The sequence below is a fragment of the Fictibacillus sp. Mic-4 genome, assembly GCF_049843615.1.
In the GTDB taxonomy this organism is placed as follows: domain Bacteria; phylum Bacillota; class Bacilli; order Bacillales; family Fictibacillaceae; genus Fictibacillus_A; species Fictibacillus_A gelatini.
Genome location: NZ_JBBHZM010000022.1, coordinates 1 through 14390, shown reverse-complemented (window position 1 = coordinate 14390; position 14390 = coordinate 1). Strand labels below are relative to the sequence as shown.

Here is a 14390-nt window from a genome sequence, read left to right as displayed (position 1 = left end):
TGGGCTGATGATTTCATCAGCCCATTTTATTAATGGCATATGTTCCTCGCTGCGTTTTAAAAGTCACTAAGTCTGAATCAAGTTGAATGCCTTCAATGCCGTCAATTGGAATTTCGTATAAAACCGTTGGCAACTTAACCGGCTTTTCGCTTTCCATGCTGTATGCCTTGCCGTGTATGAGAAGAATATGATCTCCTAAATAATCATCTTGCGCATCACGCTGTTCAAATGTAGCTTTATCAAGTTGAATGTTGATTTGATCCAAATCTCCATTTTCCTCTTTTTGAATCGAAATTTGGCTTCCTGCCCACTCATTTAGTTGATCCTTTAATTCAATGATTTCCGTTTGACTCATTGCGATCACCTCTCTACCAATTTTCCCTTAAAACTAAAGAATAAACGCAAATCCATTGAATTTTCTTTGCTTTTATTAAACATGACTTGTTCTTATCAAAAATTGGTAAAAAGTACGCGTATATAGTTGCTTAAATGATGCAAAATATGTTTCAAGAGGAGGTGAACAACATGCCAAACAACAACCAACTTTTAGTACCTGGAGTAGAACAAGCTCTTGATCAAATGAAAAACGAAATCGCAAGTGAATTTGGTGTTCAATTAGGTGCTGACACGACTTCTCGCGCTAACGGATCTGTTGGAGGAGAAATCACAAAACGTCTTGTAGCTATGGCTCAACAACAACTTGGTGGTGGAGCAGCTCGATAACTCTATATTCATGGCTGTAAGGGGTGGAGAAATCCATCCCTTTAAAGGTAAAAGAGGTGGTATACAAATGAGCCTATGTCCCGTATGCAACCAATTACATACTATTCCCTTTTATTGTCCCGATTGCGGTAATGAAGCCGAAGATCAGGGAAAACTAAGCGATTATTACGATGACTACAGTCCCTATATTGATATTGATGGTTTAAAGTTAGAGAACGGATTTCCGGCAGATCACGAAAATCATCAGTGCCCTCACCTTTATTATTGCTCTACCTGCAGACAAGAACTCGTCAACTTTATTTCAGAATGGCCACAGCAGTTAACATAGGAAAGCTCCATTTCATGAAACATAGAAATGGAGCTTTTATTTTTTTAATTGAAGCTTTCGTTCTAGCCAATATCGCGTCCAGTCGAGTAAAGTTGTAAGTGCCCAATAAATGAGTGCAGCTTCCAGTAAAATAGGCAATACAATTAAGCTAGATGCACTGCGCTGATCGGCCACTAACGTCAATTCTGGTACGGTAATGGCTGAAGCAAGTGAAGATGATTTTACAATATCGATTAATGAATTCCAAATGGACGGAATCGCAACCCGCCAGGCCTGTGGCAATATAATTTCTTTTAACGTTTGGACATAATTCATGCCGAGAGAATAGGAAGCTTCCCATTGCCCTTTTGATATCGATTGGATAGCCCCACGATACGATTCTGCAATATAAGCGCTAAAATGTAAAATAAGTCCGATTAAAGCCGCCTGCCATCCTTCCAAACGAACAATAAATGTAAAGCCATTATAAAAAATTAGCAGTTGAATAAGGAGCGGTGTTCCCCGAAAAAAAGAAATATAAAGTTTAGCGATACCGGAAAGTATTTTGCTTTTGGACATGCGGAATAAGGCAATAACAAGCCCAAAAAGAAGGGAACCGAAAATGGAAACAAGGCTTAAAATAATCGTAAGTTTGGCTCCCTCCAGCAAGAACGGGAGGGAACCAGTCATTTCTGTCCACGTATTATTCACTTACGTCTGCTCCAAAATATTTTTTGGAAATTTTCGCAAGCGTGCCGTCTTTTTTCATGTCGGCAAGTGCCTTGTTCACTTTCTTCACCAATTGCTCATTTCCTTTTCGAAAGGCAAATCCCATCACTTGTTTGTTGAACGGCTTTCCAACTGCTTTTACTTTATAATCGGTTTTCTTTAATTCAGATAAAATGAACAGTTTATCATTCATTGCCGCATCAATGCGGTTCACATTAAGGTCGGATAGCACCTGCGCAATTCCTTTGTAATATTTAACGTTGGCGCCGGCCTTCTCTGCAGCCTGAGCATAATTGCTTCCTTGAGTCGTTCCAACCGTTTTTCCTTTTAAATCATTAAAGCTTTTAATGTCGTTATTGTTTTGATTGACAATCACCCTTCCGCCAGAAACGGTATAAGGAGTAGAAAAGTCGTACTTTTGCTTTCGTTTTTCATCAATTGATACCTGGTTGGCTACCATGTCAAAACGTTTGCTGTCTAATGAAGAAAACATGTTAGCCCATGGTGTCGGAACAAATTTTGCTTTCATATGAAGCCGTTTAGCAACTTCTTTCGCCACATCGACATCATACCCGACAATATCATTTGTTTTTTTGTCTCGATACGAGAATGGGGGATATGTAGCTTCAGTTCCAATCGTTAATTCTTTAGCTGAACCGCCTTTATTTGTGTCCGTTCCACACGCGGATAATATTCCAACAATGAGAACGGATACGAAAAGAAAAGAGAATATACGTTTAATGATGTTTAACCTCCTGTAGTTTGAATAAAATCCCATCAATCTTATCGGAATTCTTAAGTAATTGTAATCAGCGAATTCCAGATTGTCAATCATAAAAACATTTTTCCCCAAATAGATAAACAATACAAAAAAACTCGTCAATTTTTTGACGAGTTTTTTGAAACCATTATTTAATCCTTTCTTCCGTATCTACATCAAAGAAATGGGCTTTATTCATGTCAAAGGCGAGGGTGAGGCTTTGGCCATTTTGAATGTCACTTCTAGAATCAACGCGGGCGATAAACTCTTGTCCGCCCAGGGTAGAATAAAGATATGTTTCTGCCCCCATTAATTCGGCAACGTCGATCGTCGCATTTACTTTTGTACCTGGCGACGATTCAATAAATAATGGTTCATCATGAACGTCTTCCGGACGAATGCCAAGAATGACTTCCTTATTTAAATAGCCCTGGTCACGCAGTACTTTCATTTTTCCTTCAGGAACGGTAATTTTCACTTGATCGATAACGATGAATCCATCGACCAGTTTCCCGTGCAAGAAGTTCATCGCCGGGCTGCCGATAAATCCGGCGACAAATACGTTTTCAGGTGTATCATATACTTCTTTTGGCGTTCCAACTTGCTGTATCCGCCCGTCTTTCATAACAACGATGCGGGTAGCCATCGTCATTGCCTCGGTTTGGTCATGGGTGACGTAAATGGTTGTCGTTTGTAATCGTTGGTGAAGCTTTGCAATTTCCGTACGCATTTGTCCGCGAAGTTTCGCATCGAGATTGGACAAAGGCTCGTCCATTAAGAACACCTTTGCATCACGAACGATCGCACGGCCTAAAGCAACGCGTTGGCGCTGCCCGCCAGAGAGAGCCTTCGGTTTGCGGTCTAAATATTGTTCAAGGCCAAGAATGCGGGCGGCTTCTTTTACACGGCGATCAATTTCATCTTTTTTAAATTTGCGTAGTTTTAACCCGAATGCCATATTGTCATACACGTTCATATGCGGATAAAGGGCATAGTTTTGGAAAACCATTGCAATATCGCGGTCTTTCGGGGCAACATCGTTAACGACACGATCCCCAATGATAAGGTCTCCTTCTGTAATATCCTCAAGGCCTGCTATCATGCGCAATGTGGTCGACTTCCCGCAGCCTGACGGTCCAACGAATACGATAAATTCCTTATCTTCAATATCAAGATTGAAATCATGAACTGCGGTTACTTTATTATCATATCGTTTAACAATATTTTTCAATTTAATTTCCGCCATTTGTCACGCCTCCTTGAATTTTCTGAACATTCATATTGTTAGTGTATAGGTTGAAATGGCTTTCGTAAATTGGAAACGTGACCAAACTTTCTTCAGCCTTTTGTGCAATGTGCAAAAAAACTTAAGGTTTAGTTGTATTTTCAATTTCTAAAAAAAGAATCGCATGGTAAACTGCAAGCGCATTGACAAACTGTTTGACGTCGATGCCGGTTTTTTCTATGAATTTGTCCACACGGTATTGAAGGCTGTTGCGATGAATGTACAATTTTTTCGCCGCAAGACTACTATTCATATTACACTCCAGGAAAACTTTAATGCTATGAAGCAACTCGCTGTCTTCTTTTAAAGTAGGATCAAGTAAATCACGAATAAACCGCTTTACCTCTTTCGTCGCTGTGCTTAAAAGCAAGTAAGGAAGAAGATCGGCTTCCCTGTAAAACATCTGCGGAGGCAAAAAAGGCTGGACGGTAAGAAACATATCCCGTTCAACTTTATACGTTTCGCCTGCTAATGAATAATTGTCCTGCCATTTGCCGAAAAAAAGATCGAGATCGGTGTAAAAATCGCTTGTAATGACATCTTTAATTTGTTCATACGGTATTTCTTCTTCGGATGTATAAAAAGATTCGATAATGACTCCGTTTTTGTTCGTTTCAAATAAAACGACAACATTGGAAGGAAATAGACCGGAAATCGCTTCGAGAAAGGCATCCCGGTCATTTAAAGGCGTTTTGCAAAAAAAATGGAGGAAACGAAATGGTTCCACTTTATGGCGAATGGAAACACAGCCAGACAAAATTTCTTTCCATTGAAGCTGCTCTGGCGTCAATGTTGATATCGATGCATCGGCGATAAATAACGTTTCAAGCAATGCTTTCTCCTGCCTGGAAAGCTTCGATTTATGAATGCCAAAACGTTTGCCGTCGTTATGAATAAACCATTGATAGTTTTCCGGTTCATTTGAAGAAAATACGAAAGAAGAGCCGTAATGCTTTTTCAGTTTTTCTAGCATTCTTTCAAACTCCTTTACAATCGATACAACTATTATAACATCTAATATTCATTGAATTTTGACAAATAGAAGAAGGTTGCAACTAAATTGCAAAGCATCTTTTGATCAATGTCTCTTTCATCAAATTTCATCGGCTTGCTATTCGCTTCAAAGATCCATAAACTGCCGTTTACATCACGGCCGATGTCCATCGAAAATTCACGAAGGGCGGGGTAGGCTTGTTCTAACGTTTTGGCAGCCTCCATAGAAAGTGAGGTAAGTTTTTTTTCATCAATCGGCTTATCAAGAGTAGCTTTTGAGAGAATGCTTCCGCCTTTAGGGACATGAGTTGTAATGCCTGAGACAGGAGCGCAGCGAATGCCGAATCCCGTCATAAGCCACTCGGTCGAGACACGCTGTATAAGCACGCGGAAATCATACATTCTGCTGTTTTGCTTATTTAGGTTGATTTTGTTTTGTGCAATATAGCGCTGTTTTTTTAAAAGCGGGGAAAGATATGACGACAGTAGATGTTCGCTTGAAAAGGTTAAACGTCTAATTGAAGACTGGAATTGAAAGGCGTTATTTTTCTTTTCAACAGTGAAAATATCGTCACCTTTATGCCCGTCAACCGGTTTTACATAAACTGCATCGTACTCCTTTAGCATTTCGGAAATCGTTTCGACAGAGTTTGCGGATCGCGTATCAGGAAGAAATTCACGCAATTTCTTGTTTTGGTAGAGAATTCGAAACACATCATTTTTATTAAAAAAGTGGGGATTAAATAATGGAATATTTTTTTGTGCAATTGCTTGAAGGGCATATTGACTACTCGTTAACTGTTCATCTTCACGGATTGGAATTCGGTTATAGACAACGTCCGGGTAAGGAAATTGAGATTTGATCCATTTTTTTTGTGCGATTGAATAAAAGAAACCATGAATTTCTTCGTTCTTCATGCCTTCAGGTGTAAAAACATACAGAAATCCACCTTGTTCTTGAAGCAAGCGGCTTATTTTGCGATAGCGGGTTGGATTACCGATAAACGGATAGCCTGTTCGTTTTGTCGTTAATAACCCGATGATTGGTCCTACTTTATTTTCTTTTGTCCGTAGTAGAAATGGTTGTACGGAAGAAGAGGGGAGAAAAAGGGGAAGCGGTCTTTCGTTGCCTCCCCATAAAAGTCCTTCTCGGCTTGCCCCAAATGTTCTCATTTTTTCATCAAAGAAAATGTTCACGAACGTACCACATCTTTTCTTCTTGCGATCGATTGTTTCATAAGATAGATGGCGAACTTAAGGGGAAGCGTTCGTGAAAGCAGATCATGCGAACGCAAGCTCGGATGAGAGAAAATAGAGCGCCCTGGTTTAGAATTGGCTTCAAAAAGCCAGACCCTTCCTTCTGTATCAATGCCAAGGTCAAAGCCGATTTCGCCGATTATGCCCGAAATCACCTGATCGATGCTTTCACTAATTTCAAGAGCAGCCTCCTTTAACCGATTTAACATCTCACTTGTTTTTCCCATTTCATGAATAATTTCTTGAATGGTTTTTACTTCACCTCCATTGGCAATATGGGTCGTCACACTTCCTGAACCTGCAATCTTCGCCGCCATCGCACTAACGACCCATTTTCCATTTTCGTCTTTGTTTGTGTGGATGCGGAAGTCTATCGCTTTATCATTCCATTTCAATAAATTTATTCCTTGTTGGACGAGAATGGACTTCAACTTCCCTGAAGGGTACTGCCTGAGCAAAAGCCGGTTCAAGCTCGAATAACGTCTCAGGCGGTTTTGGTCCGCTAAACGGAACCGGCAATAATAGCTCTCTCCCCGTTTTAAAATTTGTTGAATGCCTTGCCCGAGGCTTCCTTTCGCGGGCTTTAAATATAGGTTTGAATGGCGTGCGAGCATATCTTCGATTTGAGAGGAGTCAGGATCAAGATATGTTTCTGGCAAATAATGACTGACCTTTGGATCAGTTAATAAACTATGATGAATTTCCCATTTGTTAAAAAAGGACGGATTGAAAATAGGAATATGAAAATCTCTTTCAAAACGATTCATGGCGGATTTTAAACTTTCAAGATTTTCCGTCTTTCGATTCGGCAGCCGGTTATAAATGACAGAAGGAATCGGCACTTTTCGCTCGATCCAGCCTTTGGAAGTATAAAAAAGTCCATTGATCGTCGACTCTTCCCAATTGATATGATGAGGGCCAAACATAAAATAATAAGCGCCTACTTTTCGTTCCACTGAAAGCAATTTTGCAAACAGCATTGATCTATCACCGACAGGACGGAGTTTATTATCCGTAAAGCCGGCAGTAAAAATGCCAATGAGCGGGCCGATATAAAGAAAATTTCCCTGTTGAAATAAATGGACTGGACCTTCGTGAGGGATCAAAAGCGTATCCCATAGATCTTCTGATAGAAGAAATTCTTCCTTTTTATCTGGATGAGGCGCCATTTTGCATACAACTGTTTTACAACCGAGAACTAGAAACTGTGGAAATTCCCGTTTAATCACCCATTCCCTAAAATAGGATTCCGGGACATAAAAGGTTCCATTTTCTAGTTTCTCTTTTTTAATGGGTAATGGTTGTGACACGATGATCCACTTCCTTTTTCTTTTTGAGATACTGGTAAAATCGCAAAGGAGCCTCCCAGAGTTGTGGCATGACCTGAGGGTTTGTCTTTACGATAACTTTATGGCCCGGTTTAGAGTTCACCTCAAGCAACCAGACCTTTCCTTGTAGATCAATTCCAAAGTCGACACCCAGCTCAAAAAGGGAGCCGAATCGTTCTTCTAACAGGCCGGGTAAATAGCGGACGGCCTCTTGCAATTGCCACTCAATGTCCGCTTTTTGCTGATCGGTGTAGCGCTTCATAAATAGTTCATAGACCATTACAGAGCCTCTTGCGGCCAGGTTTGAAACAATTCCGCCGGGTTTCCCGCACCGGATTCCTCGCCCTCGTTCAACCCATCTGCCTTCTTCATTTTTTTGCAGAAGAATGCGAACATCAAACGGCTCATGTGCTGGCGTTTGAAGGTTTAGAAAAGGCTGGGCAATCATACGGTTAGAAAGTAAGATGGAAGATAATTCTTTTATGAGTGTATGTTCGGAAATGGCTTTTTTGCTTGTATGTTTTCGGTATTGTTTTATAAGGATAAAATCTTCCTTTTTCTTTTCGATCACGTGTATCCCCTGGCCGCAAGACCCTGAAACCGGCTTGAGCAAAACAGCCTTATGCTCATTTAAAAATCGCAGGATGGAAGCTGGATGAGACGTAGAAATCGTGGGAATGAGCTTATCGATAAAAGCAGAATGAGCAAACAGCAGTTGATAGACCGCCCATTTTCCCGGAAGGCCGTGCCCGAGGAACGTGATGCCGGGACGCTTTTTAAGCTGTTGAACGATGGGCCGAAACGTCTGAAGATCACTTTCAGTTTGATAAAAACAGCGGTCATAGATAAAGGACGGCAGAGGCGATGTTCCCTGAACCCAGCCTTTGTCCTTTGAATACCGAAAGCCATCTACCGTTCCATTAGATAAATCGGCGCCTTGAGGAGTAAACAGAAGTACAGAAATGCCCATGTTAACTGAACATTTCCCGATTCCGTTATAATAGGTTTCTTCCTGGCCGGGATAAAACATCATAATACCAAGTGTCACGTTAGTATCACCTCGGGTTTTTAAAGATGCGAAAAGCGTGCGAGATATAAACTGTATTGAACGATAGTAGAGGCGGAAGGGCGGATGGTGTTGGGACGGGAAGGCAAATCCATGTTTTTCGAAGGCTTCGAATTAACCTCCAATATCCATGGTTCCATGTTTTGGTCAAGTGCCAGGTCAACGCCAAGTTCACCGTATAATCCATCCATTTCCCGGCTCAGCAGAGTCACCGTTTCTATACTTAATTCATAAATAAAGCGTAGCAATTGCCGGGCTTTTGTGACATCCATACAGCGCGCGAGCACCTCATCTATTTTTTTTTGCTCGCCGCCTCGTGCCAGATTTGAAATAAACTTTTCTTTTTCTGATACTCTTGCGACAGCTGATGTGACCTGCCATTCTCCTTTATCATTGCGATGGCAAAGAATCCTGAAGTCAAATGGGCGGCCATCATAGGTTAAGAGTTCCAGCCCTTGTTGAATAATGAAATTTCGCTTTTGAATCCGATTTTTTAAGTTTTGGACGAGTGAAGAGTAGGAAGAGAATTGATGGCGCTGTTCGCCATTTAACGTTGAATAATCAAGCTCATACCATTCATTCGTTTTTTTAACTCTGAAAATCTTTCGTCCCTGGCTGCCATGAATCGGTTTTAAAAACAGGCATTCATGTTTGGCGAGAAGGAATTCAAGCGTTGCCTTGTCTTCAAGCAGGACTGTTTCTGGCAAATAAGGTTTGAGTTCTTCATAGGGCGACAGCTTCTCGTAAACTTCCCATTTATTCAAAAAATGGTCGTTAAAAAAAGGGATGGATTCATCACGGCAACGCTGGAAAAACAGCAAGCTTTTTTGCGCATTTTCCGCTGATCTTGTTGGTATTCTATTGTGCACGACATCAGGAAAAGGCAACGGCTTTTGAACCCATTGTTCATGCTCGTTAACATATCCGTTAATAAAATCAGAACCGATATCTTCAAGGGAAAAAACATAAAGAAAGATGCAGTGTTTTTTACAATAAAGGGCCAGTTCTTTGCAATAATCGGTAAGGTTGCCGAAAATGGCTTCACCTTCTTTGTAGACCGTTGTTAAAACGGCAAGGATTGGCCCGAGTCGAAGCTGCTTTGATTGCTTCATCCAACCGACTTGCAGACGTAATTGTGGGAAAGGGATCCGCAGTTCTTTCCATAAGGCCTCATTCAATCCAATGGTGTTCTCGTCAAGAGAATCAGAGGCTATAAGTTGAACTTTCCCTTCTGTTTTTCCAAATAAAATAAAGATGCTCTCTTTTTTGTCTACTTCTAATCGGTCAATAGTTGAAGGGTGAAGCAAAACCTCTCGTTTGTGAATAGGTTGATGAATAACTTGAATTGTAAAACATTCTTTCGTATCCATGGCCGTTCCTTTCATAAGCTGCTCATCTCGTTCATTTGATTAGGCAAGTGCGGATATCGTATACTATGAAAGCAATATAAAATATGTGAAAAACTCAATTCTTTTTATAGAGGTAAGAACATGAATAGTTGGTTAACCATTATTTTTATGATTGTCATCGGTGCGGTCATTGGCGGCGTTACGAATTTAATCGCCATTAAAATGTTATTCAGGCCGTACAATACCCTTTATATCGGGAAGTTCCGTGTTCCGTTTACGCCGGGCCTTATTCCGAAACGAAAGTCACAGCTTGCCGTTCAGCTTGGAGAAACGGTGATGAAGCATCTTTTGACTGCTGAAGGGGTTCAGTCCAAGGTAAATGATCCTGTTTTTAAAGATGAATTAAAGACTTGGATCGGCAAAGAAATTGACAGGTTTTTAACGAGTGACATCACGATTCAGCATATTTTGCAAACGAAATTTCACATTCAAAATGCGGAAGAGACCATTAAGGAAAAAGCGGGGCTTTATTTGGAGAAGGAACTTTCTTCCTGTCTTACATCCGTTAAAGAACAATCGGTGGAAGAATTTTTGCCTAAAAGAATACAAGAGAAAATCGAAGCGAAACTCCCAGAGCTGACAAACATGCTTTTTGAAAAAGGGATTGATTATCTGGAAAGCTATGAAGGAAAACGGATGTTGGAGGACGGAATTAACACCTTTTTAAAGGATAAAGGCATGCTTTTGAACATGGTTTCGATGTTTTTTGAAAGCAGTACGCTTGTGGACAAAATTCGCCCCGAATTCGTCAAGCTGTTAAGACGTGATGAAACGAAACAAATGCTTGAGCAAATTTTATTGAAAGAGTGGCAGGCCATTAAAAAGACGAAGCTGGAAAATTTGGATGAACATCTTGAGCTTGAAAAAATCGCAGAACCGATTAAAGATGCGCTTCTGTCGCGCTTGCCCATACAAGAGTTGTTCTATACGCCTTTAAAAGACCTAACGAAAAACTACCGGGAAGGCATTAGCGAACGCTTCGTTCCGCAATCCATTGAGCTCGCCACCCAATTGATTAACAATCATTTAGAAGTTATTTTTGAGAAACTTCAACTTGCGCGCATTATAGAGGAACAGGTAGAAGCATTCTCTCTTCAGCGGTTAGAGGAAATCATCATCTCGATCGCAAATAGCGAGCTGAAGATGATTACGTTTCTTGGCGCCCTTCTCGGAGGGGTTATCGGTTTCGTTCAGGGCGTTATTGTGATATTTTTGTAATTGAATGATCGCAAATAAAAATTAAGGGAGTTTTACAATGCCGAATCTATATGATCTTGCGTACGATCTTGAAAAAGCACTCCGCGACAGCAGTGAGTTTCAGACGTTAAAAGCCTGCTATGATGAGGTGGACAACGATCCAAATGCTAAACGCGCATTTGATGATTTTCGCGAGTTGCAAATGAACTTGCAGCAAAAACAAGTTGCCGGACAGCAAGTAAGCCCGGAAGAAATCGAAAGGGCACAACAGCTGTTCCAAAACGTTCAACAACATGAAGTCATTACAAAATTAATGGAAACCGAACAGCGTATGAGCTTAATGATCGCGGACTTAAACCGGATCATTACGAAACCGCTTGAAGAGCTTTACGGACCGATGATCGATAAAGAATAACCAAACTCCTCTGTTCTATAAAGAGCAGGGGAGTTTTTGTTCTAATTCCTCCCTTTTTAACATATGGTGATAAAGGAATACTACTTTATATGGGAAGAGGGGGATCGCCTTGGTTTACAAACTGCTTGCCCTTGACATCGATGGAACCTTGTTAAGAAGCAATTTTCGCCTTGACAGGGAGACCAAGGACGCAATTGAATATGTGAAGAAGAAAGGGGTATATGTGACACTTGCTGCGGGCCGGAACTTTCCATCAACGAAAAAGGTCGCTAAAGCCCTTAAGTTAAATAGTTATTTAATTAGCCATAACGGTGGTTTTATCGCTTCCGATATTGATAAACCTCTGTATGAATCGAGAATATCGGAGCAGGATACGTATGAAATCGTTCAGCTCTTAGAAAATTATGAATGCCACATCCGTCTCGTCCATGAGCGATATTCGGTTGGCAACCAGGTGAAGCAAAAAAATCAACTTGTTGCGAAATTAACGCTTGGGACCGGGGATCCGTTATTTTATCCAGTAACGTTTACAGAAGATTTAGGTGACCACGTTCTAAAGCATTCCGTCGCACCGCCGAAAATTGATGTTCAATTTTTGGATGAAAAAGAACGGAAATCGGCGTATCAACATTTGAAAACACAATTTCCGGAGTTTGAAATCACCTCATCAGCTTATTGCAATTTTGAAATCACCCCTCCGAAAGTAACGAAAGCAAGCGGATTGATCCTATTAGGAAGCAAGCTGGGCATCGCACCTCAAGAAATGGTCGCTGTTGGTGACTCATATAGCGATAAGGAAATGATTGAGCTTGCCGGACTCGGGGTGGCGATGGGAAATAGCCCGGAAGAAGTAAAAAGGAGTGCAAAGTGGATCACCCGGACAAATGATCAACTCGGCGTCTCCTATATGATTAAAGAAGTCTTCAGAAAACAGCTGCGTGTTAGCATGTTTCAGTAAAAGCTCCTTCCTGGGAGCTTTTTATGTTGCTTAAATTTGTCGAATTAAATCGAAAATTTTTCAATTTGATTACAAATGTAAATATACCGTAGAAATGAAAGGGTTTCCAAGGGAGGGGGTCGAATGTATGTAATGTAAGAACCAATATTGTAAGGAGGATTCAAATGGAAAAAACAGTTAGTCTCAATTTGTTACCGAAAGTTGCAGAATTTTTAAATGGCACGAAGAAGCATTTCATTAATGGTGAATGGGTAGCTTCTCAATCGGGAAAAACATTTGAAACATTAAATCCTTCAACTGGAGAAGTTCTTGCTGTCGTTGCGGAGGGCGGCAAAGAAGACATTGACAGAGCGGTTAAAGCTGCCCGCAAGGCATTTGAAACTGGCTATTGGTCAAAAATGAGTGCATCAAAGCGTGGGCAATTGATTTATAAGCTTGCTGATTTAATGGAAGAACATAAAGATGAACTTGCACAGCTTGACACACTCGACAACGGGAAACCGATCAATGAAACGAAAAATGCGGACGTTCCGCTTGCGATTGACCATTTCCGTTATTATGCAGGATGGGCAACTAAGATTGTCGGACAAACGATTCCGGTCGCCGGAAACTTCTTTAACTATACTCGTCATGAGCCTGTTGGCGTTGTTGGCCAAATCATTCCGTGGAACTTCCCGCTTCTTATGGCAGCGTGGAAACTTGGGGCGGCGCTTGCAACAGGATGTACGGTCGTGTTGAAACCTGCCGAACAAACACCTCTTTCGGCATTATACCTGGCGCAATTGGCGCAGGAAGCAGGATTCCCGGAAGGCGTCATTAACGTTGTTACGGGTGCGGGTGAAACAGGAGCGGCATTAGTTGACCATCCGGATGTGAACAAAATTGCGTTTACCGGTTCAACAGAAGTCGGCAAACTCATTATGGAAAATGCCTCCAAAACGTTAAAACGGGTTACCCTTGAACTTGGTGGCAAGTCTCCGAACATCATTTTGCCGGATGCAGATATGTCCCGCGCCATTCCAGGGGCATTAAGCGGCATTATGTTCAATCAGGGACAAGTTTGTTGTGCGGGATCCCGCCTATTTATCCAGAAAAAAGCGTTCGACAATGTCGTGGCTGATCTTGTGTCACATGCAAAAAGCATTAAGCAAGGTCCTGGCCTTGATCCTGAAACGAATATGGGACCTCTCGTATCCGAAGAGCAGCATAACCGTGTCTTAAGCTATATTGAAAAAGGAAAAGACGAAGGGGCTGAACTTCTAACCGGCGGTTCTGTGCCGTTTGAAAAAGGCTATTTCGTTGAACCAACCATTTTCGCTGATGTCAATGACGAAATGACGATCGCGAAAGAAGAAATTTTCGGTCCAGTCGTTGCGGCAATGCCGTTTGAAGAGTTGGATGAAGTGATTGACCGCGCCAATCGATCCGATTATGGCCTGGCCGCAGGACTCTGGACGGAAAATATTAAAAATGCCCACTATGTCGCCAACCGCTTAAAAGCCGGTACGGTATGGGTGAACTGCTACAACGCATTTGATGCCGCTTCTCCATTTGGAGGTTACAAACAATCCGGCATCGGCCGTGAAATGGGATCTTATGCGCTGAATAACTATACTGAAGTGAAGAGTGTCTGGATTAACTTAAAATAGGAGATAAACAATAGTGCAAGCCTTTTGATCCGAAGGCGTGCCTTAGGGGGTACAATAAAAGAACGGAATAGAAGAAGCCCGGGCTGTCTGATCCAACAGCCGGGCTTCTTCGTGTTTTTTGAATGTGTAGTAAGCTTGCTTTATTTTTTTACCCGCTTTTATAACCAACCCAGCCCTGTTAAATTTTTATCGGCTTTAAGGCAAATGGTACAAAAGTAGCGAGAATAGCCAATAAATACTAAAAACTCGCGCAAACTGATATGAAAGTTTTTCCCTGCATGATAAATTAATGCAATAGACGTCCATGCCGCCCT

Annotated in this window: 15 protein-coding genes; 6 read left to right on the top strand and 9 right to left on the bottom strand. The window is 41.4% G+C overall.

Annotation, left to right across the window (positions count from 1 at the left end):
- Positions 1–16 precede the first annotated feature (16 nt).
- Positions 17–355, bottom strand: coding sequence for a hypothetical protein (locus tag WD019_RS14025; RefSeq protein ID WP_425711900.1), 339 nt, complete (start codon positions 353–355; stop codon positions 17–19).
- Between the two features lie 170 nt (positions 356–525).
- Here WD019_RS14025 and WD019_RS14020 point away from each other — a divergent pair, with 170 nt between their 5' ends.
- Both WD019_RS14020 and WD019_RS14015 read left to right on the top strand, forming a co-directional pair.
- Complete coding sequence (locus tag WD019_RS14020; RefSeq protein ID WP_035350398.1) at positions 526–723, top strand: alpha/beta-type small acid-soluble spore protein; 198 nt, start codon at positions 526–528, stop codon at positions 721–723.
- A gap of 67 nt (positions 724–790) precedes the next feature.
- A complete protein-coding gene (locus WD019_RS14015; protein ID WP_026677170.1) occupies positions 791–1051 on the top strand; it encodes a hypothetical protein in 261 nt (86 codons plus the stop codon).
- 36 nt (positions 1052–1087) lie between these two features.
- On the opposite strand, the gene WD019_RS14010 is transcribed toward WD019_RS14015, so the two are convergent.
- From WD019_RS14010 to WD019_RS13975, 8 genes are all read right to left on the bottom strand, one after another.
- Positions 1088–1741, bottom strand: coding sequence for an amino acid ABC transporter permease (locus WD019_RS14010; RefSeq protein WP_425711899.1), 654 nt, complete (start codon positions 1739–1741; stop codon positions 1088–1090).
- Positions 1734–2501, bottom strand: a complete 768-nt coding sequence (locus WD019_RS14005) for a transporter substrate-binding domain-containing protein (protein ID WP_425711925.1) — start codon at positions 2499–2501, stop codon at positions 1734–1736. Before WD019_RS14005 ends, WD019_RS14010 begins: the two co-directional genes overlap by 8 nt.
- 166 nt (positions 2502–2667) lie before the next feature.
- A complete protein-coding gene (locus tag WD019_RS14000; RefSeq protein WP_425711898.1) occupies positions 2668–3765 on the bottom strand; it encodes an ABC transporter ATP-binding protein in 1098 nt (365 codons plus the stop codon).
- A 121-nt stretch (positions 3766–3886) separates the two neighbouring features.
- Positions 3887–4777, bottom strand: coding sequence for a PucR family transcriptional regulator (locus tag WD019_RS13995; protein WP_425711897.1), 891 nt, complete (start codon positions 4775–4777; stop codon positions 3887–3889).
- Positions 4778–4818: 41 nt separating this feature from the next.
- Positions 4819–5994, bottom strand: a complete 1176-nt coding sequence (locus WD019_RS13990) for a YheC/YheD family protein (RefSeq protein ID WP_425711896.1) — start codon at positions 5992–5994, stop codon at positions 4819–4821.
- Positions 5991–7364, bottom strand: coding sequence for a YheC/YheD family protein (locus tag WD019_RS13985; RefSeq protein WP_425711895.1), 1374 nt, complete (start codon positions 7362–7364; stop codon positions 5991–5993). Before WD019_RS13985 ends, WD019_RS13990 begins: the two co-directional genes overlap by 4 nt.
- A complete protein-coding gene (locus WD019_RS13980; RefSeq protein WP_425711894.1) occupies positions 7342–8430 on the bottom strand; it encodes a YheC/YheD family protein in 1089 nt (362 codons plus the stop codon). The genes WD019_RS13985 and WD019_RS13980 overlap by 23 nt, the downstream gene beginning before the upstream one ends.
- A gap of 20 nt (positions 8431–8450) precedes the next feature.
- The gene (locus WD019_RS13975; protein WP_425711893.1) at positions 8451–9833 is read right to left on the bottom strand and encodes a YheC/YheD family protein; all 1383 of its coding nucleotides are present in this window, start codon (positions 9831–9833) and stop codon (positions 8451–8453) included.
- Between the two features lie 105 nt (positions 9834–9938).
- Here WD019_RS13975 and WD019_RS13970 point away from each other — a divergent pair, with 105 nt between their 5' ends.
- The 4 genes from WD019_RS13970 to WD019_RS13955 all read left to right on the top strand — a co-directional run bounded on the left by WD019_RS13970 (position 9939) and on the right by WD019_RS13955 (position 14076).
- Positions 9939–11075, top strand: a complete 1137-nt coding sequence (locus WD019_RS13970) for a DUF445 domain-containing protein (RefSeq protein ID WP_425711892.1) — start codon at positions 9939–9941, stop codon at positions 11073–11075.
- 37 nt (positions 11076–11112) lie between these two features.
- Positions 11113–11469 (top strand): YlbF family regulator, encoded by a 357-nt coding sequence (locus WD019_RS13965; protein ID WP_026677161.1) that lies wholly within the window; start codon positions 11113–11115, stop codon positions 11467–11469.
- Between the two features lie 109 nt (positions 11470–11578).
- The gene (locus WD019_RS13960) at positions 11579–12427 is read left to right on the top strand and encodes a Cof-type HAD-IIB family hydrolase (RefSeq protein ID WP_026677160.1); all 849 of its coding nucleotides are present in this window, start codon (positions 11579–11581) and stop codon (positions 12425–12427) included.
- A gap of 164 nt (positions 12428–12591) precedes the next feature.
- Positions 12592–14076, top strand: a complete 1485-nt coding sequence (locus tag WD019_RS13955) for an aldehyde dehydrogenase family protein (RefSeq protein WP_026677159.1) — start codon at positions 12592–12594, stop codon at positions 14074–14076.
- The last annotated feature ends 314 nt before the right edge of the window (positions 14077–14390 follow it).

Coding starts and splice junctions, on each gene's coding strand:
- WD019_RS14025 (WP_425711900.1), bottom strand. CDS start 355: ATGAGTCAAACGGAAATCATTGAATTAAAGGATCAACTAAATGAGTGG.
- WD019_RS14020 (WP_035350398.1), top strand. CDS start 526: ATGCCAAACAACAACCAACTTTTAGTACCTGGAGTAGAACAAGCTCTT.
- WD019_RS14015 (WP_026677170.1), top strand. CDS start 791: ATGAGCCTATGTCCCGTATGCAACCAATTACATACTATTCCCTTTTAT.
- WD019_RS14000 (WP_425711898.1), bottom strand. CDS start 3,765: ATGGCGGAAATTAAATTGAAAAATATTGTTAAACGATATGATAATAAA.
- WD019_RS13995 (WP_425711897.1), bottom strand. CDS start 4,777: ATGCTAGAAAAACTGAAAAAGCATTACGGCTCTTCTTTCGTATTTTCT.
- WD019_RS13975 (WP_425711893.1), bottom strand. CDS start 9,833: ATGAAAGGAACGGCCATGGATACGAAAGAATGTTTTACAATTCAAGTT.
- WD019_RS13970 (WP_425711892.1), top strand. CDS start 9,939: ATGAATAGTTGGTTAACCATTATTTTTATGATTGTCATCGGTGCGGTC.
- WD019_RS13965 (WP_026677161.1), top strand. CDS start 11,113: ATGCCGAATCTATATGATCTTGCGTACGATCTTGAAAAAGCACTCCGC.
- WD019_RS13955 (WP_026677159.1), top strand. CDS start 12,592: ATGGAAAAAACAGTTAGTCTCAATTTGTTACCGAAAGTTGCAGAATTT.